Below are 16,589 nucleotides of genomic sequence, written 5' to 3'. Positions count from 1 at the left end.
GATGACTTCACTAGTCACCATTGACAACGTCACCCAATCCTTTGCCCTACAAGATGGAGGTCAGTACGTAGCGCTTAAAGACATTACTCTTGAGATTAAGGAAGGAGAATTCGTATCGCTTATCGGCCATTCAGGTTGCGGCAAATCAACCCTGCTCAATCTACTGGCAGGTCTCACTTTAGCGACAAAGGGTGGGATCTTGATGGATGGCCGTCAAGTCACCTCCCCTGGGCCCGACAGGATGGTGGTGTTTCAGAATTACTCGCTGCTGCCATGGCAAACCGTTCGACAAAATGTTGATCTAGCTGTAACGAACGTACTGCGTCATCTCTCCAGCGAAGAACGCAGAGAACTGGTTGACAAGCAATTGAAGACGGTTGGCCTCAGTACCGCTGCCGAAAAGTATCCCCGCGAATTGTCTGGGGGTATGAAACAACGGGTCGCCATTGCCAGAGCACTGGCCATCCAGCCGCGCTTGCTACTCCTCGACGAACCCTTCGGAGCGCTTGATGCCCTAACCCGCGGGAACCTGCAACAGCAGTTGATGCAGATCTGCCAGGCGGAGGGTGTCACCACCGTGATGGTGACCCATGACGTGGATGAGGCGCTGCTCCTCTCCGATCGCGTGGTGATGCTCACCAATGGACCAGAAGCAGAGATTGGTCAAATTCTCAACGTGCACCTACCACGGCCCCGGCAACGGCTCGAGGTGATGGAACATCCAGATTATTACCAGTTGCGGATTGAACTGATTGGTTTCTTGCAGCAACAACGGCGGATGCGGGAACGGCGCACAGCAGTGACCGCAGGATCACCCGCAGCTCCAAGCCGCGCAGCCACAGTTGTGCGGTTGGGTTACTTACCAGGTCTCGATATCGCTCCCCTGGCGATGGCGATCGACAGCAAGTTGTTTGATTCCTCTGTCGTGCAACTCATCCCCGAATCCTTCGCCGACTGGCGTCGACTCGAGGATCGCTTGGTAGAAGGTGGCTTGGACATGGCGATCACCTCAGCCACCACCCCTTTGCAACTAAACCTGGGACTGGGTAACCGGCCCGGTCAAAAGCGAACTCCCTGGGCGGCCATCACACCGATGACCGTCAGCCGTAATGGCAACGCCCTCTGCCTTGCCCGCCATCTCATGGATCAGGGCATTGGGGATCGCGCAAGCTTGGTGGAGTGGATTCAAGACAGGGACAAGCCCTTCACCATTGGCATCCCTCAACATCACGGCATCGCCGAGCTGTTGCTGCGTCACTGGTTAACGGCTGGCGGGCTCAATGTTGAAGAGCACATTGTGTTCACCATGCTGTCACCGATGGCCATGGTTGGAGCATTGCGCACGAGGGCCATCGATGCGTTTTGTGCAGGCCGCTATCGGGTTGCTGAGGCCGTTGAAGATCGGCAGGGCTATGTCCTGGCCACCGACCTCGACATCTGGAGTGGGCATCCTGAAAAAGTGCTCACCACATCAGAAGCGTGGGCCACTGCCCATCCCGATGCCCTGGTTGCCATCTGCAGTGGCCTCATGCAGGCAGCTGCACGCTGCGACAACGGCAACCAACGCGAAGAGATGACACGCGTTCTAAGCCAGCCCCAGTGGCTCGGAACCCGTTCCGCCATTGCCCTGACACGGCAGTTCAAAACCGGCCTGGGGGATTCGAGCCCTGAACTACTGCGATTCAACCAGTTCCATGCCGATCGGGCCCACATTCCTAATCGTTCTGAAGGCACCTGGTTACTCACCCAATTCAGCCGTTGGGGTTGGTGCCCATTCCCAACCAACAGACAAGAATTGCTCGCACTGACCTACCGCCAAGACATTTGTGATCAAGCCCTGGTCGCGGCAGGCTTCCAAGCCTTGCCTGCTCCGCGTCCCACCTTTGCGCTGGCTGATGGCATCCCCTTCAACGCGGACGAGCCGATCCCCTACCTGAAAACCCAACTTCAGGGATCGGCTCCACCCATGGAACATGCAGAGCTCCCAGCAGCGTCCACCAGATAACCCGCATTGATTCCCACTGCCTGAGCTAGACCAATGCCAGAAACCAGCCAACTGCCCTCAGGACATGACCTGCCCTTTCTCCATTTTGAAGGAGTGGGGCAAGTCTTTAAGAGCCGCTCAGGTGAGTTTGAGGCTCTACGCAACATCAATCTAACCGTGGACCGCGGTGAATTTGTTTGCGTGATTGGCCATTCAGGTTGCGGCAAATCAACGCTGCTCAATATGGTCTCAGGCTTCCTACACCCCACAAGTGGAAGCGTCACGATTCATGGGGCCGCCATCGAATCACCAGGCCCCGATCGAATGGTGGTGTTTCAAAACTATTCCCTGCTGCCTTGGAAGACCGTACGCCAGAACGTGGAACTTGCGGTCAAGGCAGCACGGCCCGAGCTGGACCAGGCGTCACGCCGCCAGGTGGTGGACCATCACTTGGAGATGGTCCACCTCAGCAACGCAGCCGATCAGCGCCCCGGCCAGATCTCTGGAGGCATGAAGCAACGGGTGGCGATCGCCCGCGCCTTGGCCGTGTCACCAGCGGTGCTGGTGCTGGATGAACCCTTCGGCGCCCTCGATGCGATTACCAAGGAGGAACTGCAAGAGGAGCTGATGGCGATCTGGCGCGAGCAGAAACCCACAGTGCTGATGATCACCCACGACATCGACGAGGCCCTGTTTCTGGCCGACCGGGTCGTAATGATGACCAACGGCCCTGCCGCCGGCATCGGCGAAATCCTTGAGGTGCCCTTCGAGCGGCCGCGCCGCTACGAAGCGATCCAGGTCGACCCCCGCTACGGCCAACTGCGCAACCACGCCCTCGATTTTCTTTATCGCCGCTACGCCCACGACGTGGATTAGGTCAGGCCGGCGTCAGCGCCACCGCCGCTGCCTTGAGCTCCGGTTGCATCGAAATCGGGCAGCCCAGTTCATGCATCAGTCGATTGGCCTCGCAAGCCAGCTCGCCTTGGGAGGCGCCCCAATGCATCGGCAAAAACACGGTGCCGGGCCGAATGCGATCGGTGATTTGCACCTTCACCGACACCGCACCCCGTCGCGACCGCACCTGGGCCCAGGCCCCATCAACCAAGCCGGCGCGAGCCGCATCGCTTGGATGCACCTCCAGCAGCGGCTCGGGGTGGGCCTTAAGCGCCCTCGCCACATGGGCCGTGCGGGTCATGGTGTGCCAGTGGCCCAGCACCCGCCCCACCGTGAGCACCAGGGGATAGGAGTCGCAAGGGGGTTCGGCTAAGCCCAGGGGCGGATCAGCCCAGAGGCGTGCCTTGCCGGAAGCGGTAGGGAAGGCCAGATTGCCATAGAGACGCGCCTTGCCGCCGCCGGGGGCGGTGTCGGCGGGGAAGGGCCACTGCTGGGGGCCGTGCTCGGCCAGGAGCTCGTGGCTGAGGCCGCTGCAATCGCACACCCGGCCGGCCGTGAGCGCCACGAACTCGGCATACACCTCGCCGGCGTCACGCCAGCCGAACTGCTGCCCAAAACCGAGGCGCCGGCCCAACTCCGCAAAAATCGCCCAGTCGGCCCGGGCCTCACCGGGGGGCTGGCGGAAGGCAGAGCAGAGCGTGACGCGGCGCTCGGAGTTCACCATTACGCCAGCCTTCTCGCTCCACTGGGCCGCCGGCAGCACCAGGTGGGCCAGCGCCTCGGTTTCGGTGCCGGCATAGGCCTCGCTCAGCACCACCAGCGGGCAGTTCGCCACCGCTGAGCGCACCCGATCGAGGCTGGGCAGGCTGACTAAGGGGTTGGTGGCCGCCACCCACCAGAGGTCGAGCTCCCCGCGCTCCATCGCCTCGATCTGTGGCCACACCGCCAAGCCGGGCTCTGGCGAAATCGAGCCAGCAGCAAAGCCCCAGTGGCGCTCCACCTCGGCCCGGTGCTCTGGATTACTCGCGGCGCGGTAACCGGGCAACAGCTGGGCCAGGCCGCCCACCTCGCGGCCCCCCATGGCGTTCGGCTGGCCGGTGAGCGAGAAGGGTCCGGCTCCCGGCCGGCCGATCTGGCCGCTCACCAGGTGCAGGTTGCAGATCCCGGCCACGGTGGCGCTGCCCTCGCGGCTCTGGTTCACCCCCATCGACCAAAGACTGAGCGCGCCGGTCGCTTGACACCACCACTCAGCCAGCTGGCGCAGGTCGGCCTCGGCAATACCGCACACCGCCGCCGCCCGGGCCGGCTGCCAGGCCCGCCAGAGTGTCTCGAGCTCGGCGAAACCCTCGGAGTGGGCCGCCACGCAGGCCTGATCCACGCCGCCACGCTCCAGCAACAGGTGGCCCAAGCCACAGAGCAGGGCCAGGTCGCTGCCGGGGGCGATCGCCAGGTGCAGGTCGGCAGCATCGCTGGTAGCGGTGGCCCGTGGATCCACCACCACCAGGCGCGGCCCATTCCCCTTGCGCCGGCGCTTGAGCAGCCGCTGGAACAGCACCGGATGGCACTCGGCCGTGTTGGTGCCAATCAGCAGCACCAGATCGGCCAGATCGAGGTCGTCGTAGCAGCAGGGCGGGCCATCGGAGCCGAAGCTGCGGGCATAGCCGGCCACCGCCGAACTCATGCACAGGCGCGAGTTGGCGTCGAAGTTGTTGCTGCCCAGGGCGCCCTTGAGCAGCTTGTTGGCGACGTAGTAGTCCTCACATAGGAACTGACCAGAGCCGTAGATCGCCAACGCTTGCGGCCCCTTGGTGGCCAAGGTGGCCTGGATGCGCTCCACCAGGATGGTGAAGGCCCGCTGCCAGCTGATCGGCTCAAGGGGCTGGTCGATGCGCGCACGCCACAGGGGCGTGGTGAGGCGGTTGGGGTGCAGGGTTTCGCCCACAGTGGCGCCCTTGATGCACACCTGGCCCAAGGACGAGGGATGGTGGCGGTCGCCGCGGGCGGTCCAGAGGCCGCCGGGTTCGGCCGGGGCCTTCAGCTCCAGACCGCAGCCCACGCCGCAGTAGGGGCACTGGGCTAGGGCAGCTGGACTGGCAGCCGGGCTGGCGGAATCACTGACCATGGGGTCATTGGATCAAGCCAGGGCACCCGATGATGGTGCCAGTTGTTACCGCAGCTCCCCTGGGCTCTCTCCTAGCAAGCACCTGCTTCCACTTCGAGGCCGACTTCACCGCCGACCTGCGCTGCATTCCGATGGCCGTGCGGCGCAAGCTCGATCTGGCCGGCGTAAAGCTGAAGCTGCAGCACTGGAGCGAGCTGGGCGACGGCGAGCGCAGCGACCTGCTGGCCTGGCCCGACAATGCCGCCGCCATCGAGGCGTTGCACCAGCACCTTCTGGCACGCACCATCGGCCTCAGCGCCGGCCAAGCCAAGGAGCTGCCGCGCCCCTGCGGGGAGCCCTGGCAGCAGGCCGAGCAACTGCCCGCGGTGCTCGCCTCCTCCTGCGCCCAGCTCGGCCTGGAGCTGCGCAGCGGCAGCTGGGCGGAGCTGGACGAACTGCAGCGCTTCGCCCTAGTGAAGCTCAGCCACCCCGGCCACGAGCACCGCAACCTGCCGCGGGCCCTGGCGGAGTTTGGGCTGCTGGCTGAAGAGCCCTGAACAGAGGCGCCCTGAGCCTCACCACTTGCGGTAGGGCAGGAACTTGCCGTTCATCGTCACCACCACCCGATCACCCTTCGGGTCTTCCTGCTTGGCCACCGTCAGGCTGAAGTCGATCGCCGACATGATCCCATCGCCGAACTGCTCCTGGATCACGTCCTTGAGCGGCAGGCCATAAACTTGCAGGATCTCGTAGAAGCGGTAGAGAAGTGGATCGGTAGGGATCACCGGATCGAGGGCCCCCTTCACGGGATAGGTGGTGAGGGCAGCCAGCAGGGCAGGCCGCTCCGGCTCGGTGATCTGCAGGGCCTCGAGCAGCACCTGAGCCTGATCGGCTGAGGCCGTGGCCTGGCCGTAGAGCAGGCTGGCGGTCCACACCTCGTCCTGACCCAGGCGGGCGCCAAGGTCGGCGAAGCTGAGCCCGCTGCAGCGCTTGGCGTCGAGCAGGGTCGTGGTGTGGGGAGACAGAGCCATGGAGGAAGCGGACATGCGGCGGGACCCTACGGATGGGCGCGGGCCTGCCTGGCAGCCGTTGCTACAACTGCCCCTACGCGCCTGCCTGCTCAGCGGTGGCGAGAGCCGGCGCATGGGCAGCGACAAGGCGCTGCTGCCCCACCCGGAAGGCGGCACCTGGCTGGAGCGCAGCTTGCGCCTGCTGGCCCAGCTGGAGACGCCGATCAGCCTGCTGAGCCGCCATCCGGCCCATCTCGAACAAGCGGAACAGTTGGCCCTGGAGCTCGCCCCGGGCTCGCCGGTGATGGCCCTGGCCGAACCGCCGCCCTGGGAGGGGCCGCTGCTGGCGCTGCACCGGCTGATGCAGCAGCACCCAAACGAGCAGCTGCTGCTCTGCCCGGTGGACATGCCGGAGCTCAGCCTGGCCGCCCTACAAACCCTGCTGGCGAGCGCAGCAACAGGGAGCCCGACCCGGCTCCATCTGGCCCACGACGGCGAGCGGCTGCAACCGCTGCTGGGCCTGTATCCGAGCAGTGCCCCGACCCGCGCCCACCTGGCCGCAGCGGTGGAGCGGGGCGAACGGCGGCTGCAGGGCTGGCTGGCAACGCTGCCCTGCCAAGCGGTGCCATTGGATCCCCGTGCCATCCGCAACGTGAACCGACCCGAGCCAAGTCAACCGGCCGATTCCCCCAGCGCCACCACCATCCGCTCACAACGCTCCAGCTCCGCCTCAACCAGTGCCAGCAGCTCCTGCCGCGGCGCGGGGAGCGGGAAGGGCCCCTCCTCATAGCGGGCCTCCACCGCAAACACCTGCAGCTCCAGCAGCAGGGGATCAAGCTGCTGACCAGCCAGGGCGACCAGATCTTCGAGGTCATGGACCCGGGGTGGCCGCCGGTCGGCCAGCACAATCCAGGCCTTGAGAAGTTTCTCCACCGCCTGCTGCGCAGTGAAGCCCCAATCCTCGTCGGGATAGGCAGGGTCAAGGGTTAGCCCCAGGCTGCGCAGATGGCGGCGCACAATCGCCAGGAGCAGCAAGGCGTCTTCAGCGGGCGACATACAGCACCCGGCCCTCACGGGCCACATCGCCAAACACATGCCAGCGGGAGCCACTCAGGCGCTCGGCATCAGCGCTGCCCGCCACCACCAGGTCGACAGCTACTCCCTGCCTACCCAGCGCTCGGTTGAAGCGCTTCCAGCAGGCCAGCTTCTCGACCGGCGTGAGCTGGGGCTGGCCCACGATCACCGCCAGATCCAGATCTGAGTCGGGGCGCGCCTCACCCCTGGCCCGCGAACCAAACGCGATCACCGCCTGCACATCGGGCTCGGCGCAGAGACGCGCCAAGGCTTCCCCAGACCTCTGGGGATCCAACCCCGGACCCAGCTCAGGAGCCGGCTCCAGCGCCAGGGGCTTGCGCCAGGGGATGGTGGGCGGCGTGAAACGCTCGGCAGCGGTGGCGACCATGCTGAAACGCTACCGCCAACATCAAGCCAACAGCCATAGCGTGGCCGCCATGGCCAGTGCCACCGACCAGCTCAACCGGCCCCTCGGGGTACTGCGGCTGTCGCTCACGGCCCGCTGCAACCTGGCCTGCGCCTATTGCTTGCCGGATGGGGTGGAGCCACCGGGCCTGCTGACGCTGGAGCAGCGGCTGCAGGTGATCGGGGCGGCGGTGAGCCTGGGAGCCCGCAGCCTGCGGCTGACTGGCGGCGAACCCCTCCTGCACGGCGGCCTGGAGGAACTGATCGCCGCCGTGCAACCGCTGCGCGCCACACACCCGGAACGTGCGGGCCTGCGCGAGATCGCGCTCACCAGCAATGGCCTGCTGCTGAGCGCAGCGCGCGCCCGGAGCCTGCGGGCCGCCGGCCTCGACCGGATCACCCTCAGCCTCGATGGCACAACGGGCGCGTCGGTGGCCCGCATGGCTGGCCTGGCCGATGCCGCCGCCGGCGAGCGGGCCTTGGCGGCGGTGCTGGCGGCGATCGAGCACGCCCGCGCCGCCGGCTTTGATCCGGGCCGCGGGGCGCTCAAGCTCAACGCGGTGATCCAACGCAGCGCCAACGACGACCAGCTGCTGCCCCTGGCGGCCCTGGCCCGCGAGCGGGGGGTGGAGCTGCGCCTGATCGAATTCATGGACGTGGGCAACCGCAATGGCTGGCGGCCCGAGGCGGTGCTGAGCGCCGCTGAGATGCTGGAGCGGATTGGCGAACGCTGGCCGCTGGAGCCCCGGGGGCGTGCTAGCCACGGCACGGCCAGCCGGTGGCGCTACAGGGATCGCGACCCAGAAAGCGGCGGAGCCCATCTGGCGGTGGTGGCATCGGTGAGCGCCCCCTTCTGCGGCGACTGCAACCGCCTGCGCGTCACCGCCGACGGCATCGCTTACACCTGCCTGTTTGCCACCCCCGGCAGCGGCCTAGATCTGCGCCTCTGGCTGCAACCAGACTCCCCAACCGGCGCCGTGCGCGAGGCGATCGCCGGCCTCTGGAGCCAACGTACCGACCGCTGGAGCGAGCAGCGCCAGCAGGCTTGGCAAGGCGACAACCTGCAGCGCACAGCAACCGCACCAGCCCATGCGGAGATGGCCTACCTGGGCGGCTAACCAAGCGGCGGTGACTGGTTGTGGCGGGCACCGCTGGGCCGAGCTCAAAGGCCGCGCAGCAGCACCGGCACCCGCTTGAAAGCCGGGGTGCCGCTCTCGGGATCCTTGAGGGGCCGCATCAGCACATTGGCCTCCGGATAGAACATCAAGGCGGCACCGGGGCGAATCGATCCTGGAATCAGCTCGATGCCCTCAAGGCTGCCGGCCTCCCCCTGCACCGTGACCCGCTGGTGAGCGACCAGGCCACTGGCAACCAGGTCTTCCGGATTGATCAGCAGTGTGTGGCGGTGGGGCATGCCGCGGTAGCTGTCGCCCGGCTTATACACCACGGTGTTGTGCTGGCCGTAGCTGCGGGCGGTGATCAGGCTGAGCACCAGGCCCCTCTCGCCGGGCGCCTGGCCGCCGAAATGCTCCGGCTCGGGCAGGCGCAGATCCGGCAGAGGTGTTACGGCGAGCTGGGCGCGGCCGGTGGCGGTGGGGAAGCGCGGCTCGTGGAACACTCGCCCACTCACCTCGAATTCCCGTTTGCTGGCATCGATGCCGGCCATGGCGTCGTAGCCGGGCACGGTGCGGGCGATCAGCTCGCGCACATACACCGGATCCTGCAGGCGGCGCCACTCGATCGGCTCGCTGCCGTGGAGGCGGTGGGCCAGCTCGGCCAGGAACTCCACTTCGCTGATCAGCTGGCCGCCGCCGTTGGAAGTGCCGTGCAGGTGGGTGGTGCCGGGCTCATTGAGGCGCACCCAGTTGTTGCCCGATTCCACTGTCGTGCGGTGGGGCGTCTCGAAACGGTTGAACACCGGCAGCAGCAGGGTCTGGCGGGCGCCGAAGCCGTGGAAATGGCCGGTGTTGGGCTTGGTGGCCAGGTAGGCGATGGTGTCGATGCGGCCGAGGGCGCGGCGGGCCTGGGTGCTGTCGGGGTTGGCGCCGAATAGGTTGCCGCCCAGGCAGAGCAGGGAATCGACGGCGCCGCCAGCGGCCGCCTCGATCAGGGCGCAGGTGTCGTAGCCGGGGGTGCGGCTGAGGGGCCGGCCCAGCAACTGCTCGAGAGCACGGCGCATCGGCTCGCGCAGGTGCACTGTCACCCCCATCGAACCGAAGCCCTGCACGTTGGAGTGGCCGCGGATCGGCATCGTGCCCGCCCCGGGCCGACCCACGTTGCCGCTGAGCACGGCGGTGTTGGCGATCGCCTGCACGTTGGTGGTGCCGTTGGCGTGGTGGGTGATGCCCATCGCCCAGGCGAACACCACGGCGCTGCAGGCGGCCAGACGGGCGGCGGTGTGCTCCAGCTCCTCGCGGCTGAGGCCGCAGCAGGCGGTGATCGCCTCCCAGCCGGTGCCCTCGATCTGGGCGATCAGCTGCTGCCAGCCGTCGGCGTGGGCCTTCACGAACGCGAGGTTGATGGCGCCCCGCTCCAGCAGCGCCTTCTGAAGGCCGAGGAACACCGCCGTATCGGAGCCGGGGATTGGTTGCAGAAACAGCGAGGCGATCTCACTACCGCCGCCAAGCATCGAGCGGATCGGGAAAGCGGGCGAACCGAACTTCAGCAGCCCACCCTCCAGCACAGGATTGATCACGATCACCGTGCCGCCGCGCTGGCGCAGGCGGATCAGCTCGTTCATCAGGCGCGGGTGGTTGGCCGGGGCGTTGGAGCCCACCAACACCACACCATCGGCGTGCTGAAGGCCCTCCAGATTCACCATTGAGGTGCCGCTGCCGAAGGCCCGCGTGAGGCCAAGGGTGGAGGGGGCGTGGCAGAGGTCGGAGCAGTCGGCCAGGTTGTTGGAGCCGAGGGCGCGCAGCAGCAGCTGCAGCAGGTAGGCGGCCTCGTTTGAAGAGCGGCCGGAGCTGTAGGAAGCCACCCGCTCAGGCGGCGCCGATTGGAAGGCCTCGGCTACCAGCTGGTGCACCTCCGGCCAGCTGATGGGCTCATAGTGATCACTGCCGGCGCGGTGGATCAGGGGCCGATCAAGCCGCCCCAGGCGGTCGCATTCGGCAGACGTGAGCCGCTGCAGCTCGGCAAGGGTGCGCCCGGCAAACACCTCCTGGGGCACGGCAGGCTGCAGCTCGGCGCTGATCGCCTCCACGCTCTTGAGACAACGCTGCAGCGGCTCACCGAGCTCATCGCGGAAGCCGCCGTTCTGGCCGCCTGTACCCCAGGCGCAAGACAGACAGGCGCTCTGGTGGGTGAGCGCCTGCCAGAGCTTCGGGCCAGTGGGCGAGAGGGTGGCGCGGGCCCAGCCGTCAATCAAGGGCCAGCCGCCACCGCTGGTGGCGTCTTCTGCGGCGGGCGGCGGGCCGGCGGCGGGCGATGCAGACTCATCAAACGCCATGGCCGCGGCTGCCGGTGTACGAAAAAACTAGGGAGATCACCCACGGAGGTGGGAACCCTGGGGGGATCCAGCGCCAAACCGTCACCGACATGGACAAGAGCGCACGCTCACCTGGGCTGATCCAGCGCTATCGCGAGGCCCTGCAGGCGCGCCACTACGCCCGGCGCACTGTGACCAGCTACGAACAGTGGTTGCGGCGCTTTCTGCGCTTTCACGCGCTACGCCACCCACGGGAGATGGGCAGCGCTGAGGTGAATGCCTTCCTCACCCACCTAGCGGTGGAGCAGCGGGTGAGCCCTTCCACGCAGAACCAGGCGCTGGCGGCGCTGCTGTTTCTCTATCGGGATCTGCTGGAGCGGGATCTCGAACTAAACGGCGTGGTGCGCGCCCGCAGCCGGCGGCGCCTGCCGGTGGTGCTCACTACGGAGGAAGTGCGCGCGGTGCTGCAGAGGCTGGATGGGGTGGAATCCCTGGTGGCGGGGTTGCTTTACGGCAGCGGCCTGCGACTCATGGAAGCCCTGCGGCTGCGGGTGCAGGATCTCGACTTCAACCGCCGCGAACTGACCGTGCGCGATGGCAAGGGCGGTAAAGATCGCCGCACCTTGCTGCCTGATCGGGTAGCCGAACAGCTACGCAGCCACCTACAGACGGTGCGGACACTCCACCAGCAGGACCTGGCCGATGGCTGGGGACGCGTCACACTGCCCCATGCCCTGGCACGGAAATACCCCAATGCGCCAGTGGAGTGGGGCTGGCAGTGGGTGTTCCCGCAAGCCGGACGCTGGCGCCAGCCGACCACAGGAGAACAGGGACGTCATCACATTGATCCAAGCCTGATCCAGAAAGCGGTACGCCGGGCAGTATTGACAGCGGGTATCAGCAAACCAGCCACCTGCCATACGCTGCGCCATTCATTCGCCACCCACCTACTAGAGCGAGGCCAGGACATTCGAACGATCCAAGAACTACTCGGCCACAGCGATCTGAAGACAACCATGATCTATACCCACGTGCTGAATCGCGGCCCACTCGGCGTGTCGAGCCCGGCCGACCTGCTGTGATCGAGTATCCGATTGAACATGTGGTTATCGGACCCGCATAAGATCCCGCCGCAAGACGCGCGAGCCGCAAGCAACCCACTTAGCGCAGGGTTTTCAGCAGTCGGTGCCGAGATGCGTGAAGCTGCTTAGGCTGACCGGAGGGGATGGCGCACCGTGGTTACCGGACCCGCCCATTCAGCGTTAGAAAGAAGGCATCGCACTCATGCCGCTCTCAGGCCAGTCAGGACTCTGTACAGTCTAGGTTCATTTTAATACTCATGATACGCTGGAAATCCAGGTTACTTTCAAGTTGAAGAACTCACCCTTTACTGCCGGCCTGATTGTGACACTCTCTGCATTTCTATTGGAATGCAGACACCCAATGGCTGTGCATGCCCAAGACAAATGTCAAGAAGCAATTAGCTTCGTCAGGTCAGATATTGAGCTGAGACTCGGCGGGAAAGTCAGTGATGTCACGATCGTTGAAAACAAACAGTCGCCTTTTGCCGATGCTCGAGATGAAGTTGTCTTTGAACTCGATGCAAATATGGATAGGGGAGCACCCTTGAAGAACTTCCGAGCAAGTCCCAAGCAAGTTGCCGCCAATGTAAATGTCGTCAACAGCGGCAAGCTGTCCATGGGCTATGCAAGAAAGATATTGGGTAGCTGCAAAAGCGTTGCTAGAGTCTACTTCTATGTCTACGAACTCAATCAGGGATATTCGTTGCATGAGGATCAGGTCGTTCGCAAAGACAAGTGCGTATCACCTGGCTTCTTCAATTCAAATAACTATGTGCCTTGGGGGCAGCAGATTTGCGCGTAGATACGCGCGATTTAGTTCCAGTGATTGGCTGCATAAATGACTCGCTACTCCTGTCTCATCCTGCTCTCTACTGACCTCTTTCTAACATCAAGATCCAGAAGGCGGGAGCAAATGTTGTGTTGCGGAGATGAGAACGCCTGCCCCGCTTCTGATCTTGAGCGTTAGAGTGAGTTGACGCCATTTACTCATGACCACGGCTCGCATTGGTTATATCGCAGAAAGCAAGGCAGTTGTTTCTTGTTATCATCACTATGATGGTTACCCGCAGTGGCTTGGTAGAATTCTTGCCTCATTCTACTGTTCATTTGGAGATGTCAAGGCATTGATAGATGGCGGGGATATGCAATGCTGCTTTTCAAATACTGATTTTGAAGGGTGTATAGTTCTTGATGAATTCGGTGCACCTAGCCGGATCTGGACGCCTCTTTATTATTCTGAAAGAGGTTCTGGCGAATTCGGCTCGATGATTCACAAAGATCTTGATGACTTCCTGGGGTATTGCGGTTTTGGACGGGGTGTGCACCTGCACAAAGAAAGACTTGAATTTGCTTACCTGTATGCTGATGAGAAATGGACTTGCTATGATATTTTCAAGGATCAGGTTTATCAAGCGCCTTTTGATAGCTCAGCCACAGATGCTGCTGAACACATCATCCGCAAGCTAGATCTATACGAACGGATAGACGGTGAACTAAAATGGCAAATGTCTTTATGAGCAATCGAATCGCATTCGGCATTTCAATGGTGTCTGCCTTAGTCCACTCTAACGACGCAATACACCTGTCCCGCTCCCCGAAAGTATGCACCCAGTGAATAGCTCTGGCAATAGCCCCTGCGGGCAGGTGATCGCTGGCGTTGGCAGGGCATCCAATCGTCTCGTGAGTCTTGACGTACTTGCGGCACTGCTCTAAATTTTGAACCCCTATAGACCTTGGGCTAGTGGCAAGCTGGTTGAGCGAGTTTCAGGAGTGGTACGCCGAGCAGCACCCCATTGTTAAAGGGGCAGTTGTACTAGGTGGGGGCGCCGTTGCCTGCGCTGGTGGTGTTGTTGCTGCTCCCGTTGTTGGTGCGATGGCATCTGCAGCAGGTCTAGGGGTAGCAGGAGGTTCCCTAGCGGGCGCTGCCGCATCTTCGGCAGGTCTTGCTGCTTTGGGTGGAGGTTCCTTGGCCGCAGGTGGTCTGGGTATGGCTGGAGGAACAGCTGTAGTAGCCGCAGCAGCAGGTGCGGCAGGTGCAGGTGCCACAACAATCTTAAGCAAGAAAGTTGATTCCGAAGGTGAACGCACGAAGCAAGACTTCAAGAGGGCTTCAAGCGAAAGGGTTCAAGAAGGTGACATTCGTTTTGAGGATGAGGTTTGACGATGGCTTCTGTCGCTGACTTTGCAACTGAATTTGCCAAGAGAGCAGCAAATGGCAAAAATCCTTCTGTATATGTGTCTAAGTCGCATGTAGAGAGTTTCCTTCTGGTCTTGGCGCGAGAGGGGTTCGCGTTCGCTAAGGAGGCACTTGAACAAATCACCGATCCAGATCTCAGAAGAATCATTGAGACAATCTTCTTTTCAACTGTGATTGGAGCGGGCGCGGGTGCTGTTATCGGGGGAGTAGTTGCCGGTCCCCCGGGAGCTCAAGTGGGAGCTGCTGTTGGTGCAGGCCTAGGTTTCGCCGCCGGATGTATCGCCATAACAATTACAGCCAAGCAAAAGGGCGATGGCCTACAGATCTCGATGGCTTAATCCGCTTTAGCTCTTCCCTCTGGCGTTCAATAGAGATAATCATAGGTTGCGACAGTGCATCTTGCTGCAGCAGTAGCCTGCCAACATCAAGATACAGAAGACGGGAGCGATACGTATTTGCTGGTCTTGGGTTTGGTGCCCGCTTCTGATCTTGGCGTTGGATGGGCTCCCGGAAAGGTTCACGCACCGGTGCGCCATGGCGAGCTACGGGCATGACGCCACTGCTAAGGTAGAACAGGCAAGGGTCGAGAAGTGATTTGAAAAACGACGAGTTTCAGGCTTGCCTGCAGGCTGAGGTTGAAAACTTTAAGCAGTCAATCGCGACAGATGAGGGCGATTGGATTATCAAGGGTTTTATTGACATTTTTGAACGCGTCTATACAATAACGGTCGACACAAAGGTCGTCTCGAAGGTCTTGGAAATACTGCTCTATCCGCAGCTAGAGGCTTTTGCCAGTAAATATGATCTGACTCTTGAGCTCCCTAGGTTTCAGAATCATTACCCTGACGCGACATTTATCTGCAAAGATGGTACAAAGTTCGCGCTAGACATAAAGTCGACTATTCGCAAAACGTCCACAACTGTCAACATGATGACGCTAGGTGCATTTACAGGTTACTTTAGAAATCGCGATGGCTCGCAAGCCTCCGAAAAGAATATCACCTATCCATACAGCGATTATTCTGGCCACTTTGTGCTTGGGGTAATTTATAGCCAGAACAAAGATGCGTCGGATGAGCGTAAGTCCTTTTCAATAACAGAACTGGGAAACATCAGTTCTGTTATCTATGGTTTTGATTTCTTCGTCCAGCCCAAGTTTCGAATTGCGACTGGTAGCCCAGGCAGCGGGAATACTAAAAACATTGGTAGCTGCACAAATATCCAACAGCTTAAATCAGGCTCGGGCCCTTTTCATGCTCTTGGCGAAGATGTCTTTGATGATTATTGGATGTACTACCTAACTGAAGATATGGCCAAGAAAGAGGACGCAAGTCGCCCCTATAACAACCTTAGCAGTTATCTAGAATACAAGAACAGGTTCATGGACAGGATCGATCTATCTCCTGCAGCTATGGCCAAGCTCGCAGAGGATGAGGAGCAAAGCAATGAGTAGAGTTACAAAAGTACCGCCTATTAAATCACAAGGGATTAAAACAAAGCTGGTTCCGTGGATCAAAAGCATACTACCTGAAAAGTTTCGAGGTAGATGGATTGAACCGTTTATGGGAACGGGTGTGGTTGCATTTAATGTGGCCCCAAAATCTGCTTTGCTATGTGATACGAATCCTCATCTCATAAACTTCTATTCGCAGGTTGCTTCAGAACGAATCACCCCAAGTATTGTAAAGGCTTACTTGGAGAAGGAAGGGCAACTTCTTCTAAGTCAAGGGGAAGACCACTATTACTACATAAGAGATAGATTTAATGCTGAGCACGAACCTCTAGACTTTCTGTTTCTGAACAGAGCGGGATTCAATGGGATGATCAGATTTAATCGCAAGGGCGGCTTTAATATTCCCTTTTGTCGCAAGCCGTCAAGGTTTGCTCAGGCCTATGTAACCAAGATAGTTAATCAGATCACATGGGTATCCTCTGTGATAAAAACAGGCGACTACAGCTTTGCTTGCCAAGACTTCCAAGACACCCTAGCAATTGCCGAGAAGGAAGATATTGTCTATTGCGATCCTCCATATATAGGCAGGCATGTTGATTACTTTAATAGTTGGGATGCGGAATGTGAGCAGCGGTTGTTTCACGCGCTAAACTCGGTTCCTTGCAGGTTCATCCTTAGCACTTGGCATCATAACGATTATCGCTCAAATGAGTTTATTGACTCTCTATGGTCTAAGTTCTCCATTCTAACCAAAGAACATTTTTATCATGTGGGGGCGAAGGAAGATAATCGGAATCCTATGGTTGAAGCATTAATTTCTAGTTTTGATGCACGCCCTGGCTTGGTTGCGCTACCGCAGGTCGATCAGCTCACCTTGCTGTCTGAGTCTGCTTGAGACTGCCATCCAACAAGCCCTTCGAGTGGACAGGCCGCCACTATTTCTACTCCGATGGCCGTAA

17 protein-coding genes are annotated in these 16,589 nt (G+C 61.4%); 12 read left to right on the top strand and 5 right to left on the bottom strand.

Annotated features, from left to right (window positions below):
• The first annotated feature begins 1 nt into the window (after position 1).
• Positions 2 to 2,005, top strand: a complete 2,004-nt coding sequence (locus KBY83_RS01470) for a nitrate ABC transporter ATP-binding protein (protein ID WP_255017959.1) — start codon at positions 2 to 4, stop codon at positions 2,003 to 2,005.
• 33 nt (positions 2,006 to 2,038) lie between these two features.
• On the top strand, positions 2,039 to 2,860 hold the full coding sequence (locus KBY83_RS01465) for an ABC transporter ATP-binding protein (protein WP_255017958.1): 822 nt from the start codon (positions 2,039 to 2,041) through the stop codon (positions 2,858 to 2,860).
• Position 2,861: 1 nt separating this feature from the next.
• On the opposite strand, the gene KBY83_RS01460 is transcribed toward KBY83_RS01465, so the two are convergent.
• Positions 2,862 to 5,000 (bottom strand): molybdopterin oxidoreductase family protein, encoded by a 2,139-nt coding sequence (locus KBY83_RS01460; RefSeq protein WP_255017957.1) that lies wholly within the window; start codon positions 4,998 to 5,000, stop codon positions 2,862 to 2,864.
• A 32-nt stretch (positions 5,001 to 5,032) separates the two neighbouring features.
• Between KBY83_RS01460 and KBY83_RS01455 the strand changes: the two genes are divergently transcribed.
• Positions 5,033 to 5,536 (top strand): nitrate reductase associated protein, encoded by a 504-nt coding sequence (locus KBY83_RS01455; RefSeq protein ID WP_255017956.1) that lies wholly within the window; start codon positions 5,033 to 5,035, stop codon positions 5,534 to 5,536.
• A gap of 18 nt (positions 5,537 to 5,554) precedes the next feature.
• On the opposite strand, the gene cynS is transcribed toward KBY83_RS01455, so the two are convergent.
• The gene (gene cynS, locus KBY83_RS01450; protein ID WP_255017955.1) at positions 5,555 to 6,010 is read right to left on the bottom strand and encodes a cyanase; all 456 of its coding nucleotides are present in this window, start codon (positions 6,008 to 6,010) and stop codon (positions 5,555 to 5,557) included.
• On the opposite strand from cynS, the gene KBY83_RS01445 reads away from it, so the two are divergent.
• Positions 6,009 to 6,779, top strand: coding sequence for a molybdenum cofactor guanylyltransferase (locus KBY83_RS01445; RefSeq protein ID WP_255017954.1), 771 nt, complete (start codon positions 6,009 to 6,011; stop codon positions 6,777 to 6,779). The two genes, cynS and KBY83_RS01445, sit on opposite strands and share 2 nt — an antisense overlap.
• Here KBY83_RS01445 and KBY83_RS01440 read toward each other — a convergent pair.
• Positions 6,662 to 7,045 carry a HEPN domain-containing protein gene (locus KBY83_RS01440; protein WP_255017953.1) on the bottom strand — a complete coding sequence of 128 codons (384 nt, stop codon included), beginning with the start codon at positions 7,043 to 7,045 and terminating at the stop codon, positions 6,662 to 6,664. The two genes, KBY83_RS01445 and KBY83_RS01440, sit on opposite strands and share 118 nt — an antisense overlap.
• A complete protein-coding gene (locus KBY83_RS01435; RefSeq protein WP_255017952.1) occupies positions 7,032 to 7,451 on the bottom strand; it encodes a nucleotidyltransferase family protein in 420 nt (139 codons plus the stop codon). Before KBY83_RS01435 ends, KBY83_RS01440 begins: the two co-directional genes overlap by 14 nt.
• Between KBY83_RS01435 and KBY83_RS01430 the strand changes: the two genes are divergently transcribed.
• Positions 7,450 to 8,586 (top strand): GTP 3',8-cyclase MoaA, encoded by a 1,137-nt coding sequence (locus KBY83_RS01430; protein WP_396093179.1) that lies wholly within the window; start codon positions 7,450 to 7,452, stop codon positions 8,584 to 8,586. The two genes, KBY83_RS01435 and KBY83_RS01430, sit on opposite strands and share 2 nt — an antisense overlap.
• A gap of 44 nt (positions 8,587 to 8,630) precedes the next feature.
• Here KBY83_RS01430 and KBY83_RS01425 read toward each other — a convergent pair whose 3' ends face one another.
• The gene (locus KBY83_RS01425) at positions 8,631 to 10,919 is read right to left on the bottom strand and encodes an FdhF/YdeP family oxidoreductase (protein ID WP_255017951.1); all 2,289 of its coding nucleotides are present in this window, start codon (positions 10,917 to 10,919) and stop codon (positions 8,631 to 8,633) included.
• 89 nt (positions 10,920 to 11,008) lie between these two features.
• Here KBY83_RS01425 and KBY83_RS01420 point away from each other — a divergent pair, with 89 nt between their 5' ends.
• The 7 genes from KBY83_RS01420 (at position 11,009) to KBY83_RS01390 (ending at position 16,525) form a co-directional block, all read left to right on the top strand.
• Positions 11,009 to 11,980: an integron integrase gene (locus KBY83_RS01420; RefSeq protein ID WP_255018098.1), complete on the top strand. Its 972-nt coding sequence runs from the start codon at positions 11,009 to 11,011 to the stop codon at positions 11,978 to 11,980.
• A gap of 361 nt (positions 11,981 to 12,341) precedes the next feature.
• Positions 12,342 to 12,782: a hypothetical protein gene (locus KBY83_RS01415; protein WP_255017950.1), complete on the top strand. Its 441-nt coding sequence runs from the start codon at positions 12,342 to 12,344 to the stop codon at positions 12,780 to 12,782.
• Positions 12,783 to 12,969: 187 nt separating this feature from the next.
• On the top strand, positions 12,970 to 13,497 hold the full coding sequence (locus KBY83_RS01410; RefSeq protein WP_255017949.1) for a hypothetical protein: 528 nt from the start codon (positions 12,970 to 12,972) through the stop codon (positions 13,495 to 13,497).
• A gap of 449 nt (positions 13,498 to 13,946) precedes the next feature.
• Positions 13,947 to 14,141 (top strand): hypothetical protein, encoded by a 195-nt coding sequence (locus KBY83_RS01405; RefSeq protein WP_255017948.1) that lies wholly within the window; start codon positions 13,947 to 13,949, stop codon positions 14,139 to 14,141.
• 2 nt (positions 14,142 to 14,143) lie between these two features.
• A complete protein-coding gene (locus KBY83_RS01400; protein ID WP_255017947.1) occupies positions 14,144 to 14,515 on the top strand; it encodes a hypothetical protein in 372 nt (123 codons plus the stop codon).
• A 257-nt stretch (positions 14,516 to 14,772) separates the two neighbouring features.
• Positions 14,773 to 15,630 (top strand): EcoRV family type II restriction endonuclease, encoded by an 858-nt coding sequence (locus tag KBY83_RS01395; RefSeq protein WP_255017946.1) that lies wholly within the window; start codon positions 14,773 to 14,775, stop codon positions 15,628 to 15,630.
• Positions 15,623 to 16,525, top strand: a complete 903-nt coding sequence (locus tag KBY83_RS01390) for a Dam family site-specific DNA-(adenine-N6)-methyltransferase (RefSeq protein ID WP_255017945.1) — start codon at positions 15,623 to 15,625, stop codon at positions 16,523 to 16,525. Before KBY83_RS01395 ends, KBY83_RS01390 begins: the two co-directional genes overlap by 8 nt.
• The last annotated feature ends 64 nt before the right edge of the window (positions 16,526 to 16,589 follow it).

Source organism: Cyanobium sp. WKJ7-Wakatipu, assembly GCF_024345355.1.
In the GTDB taxonomy this organism is placed as follows: Bacteria; Cyanobacteriota; Cyanobacteriia; order PCC-6307; family Cyanobiaceae; genus Cyanobium_A; species Cyanobium_A usitatum.
The sequence above is the reverse complement of the archived record's forward strand: the minus strand, read 5'-3'. Positions and strand labels throughout refer to the sequence as shown.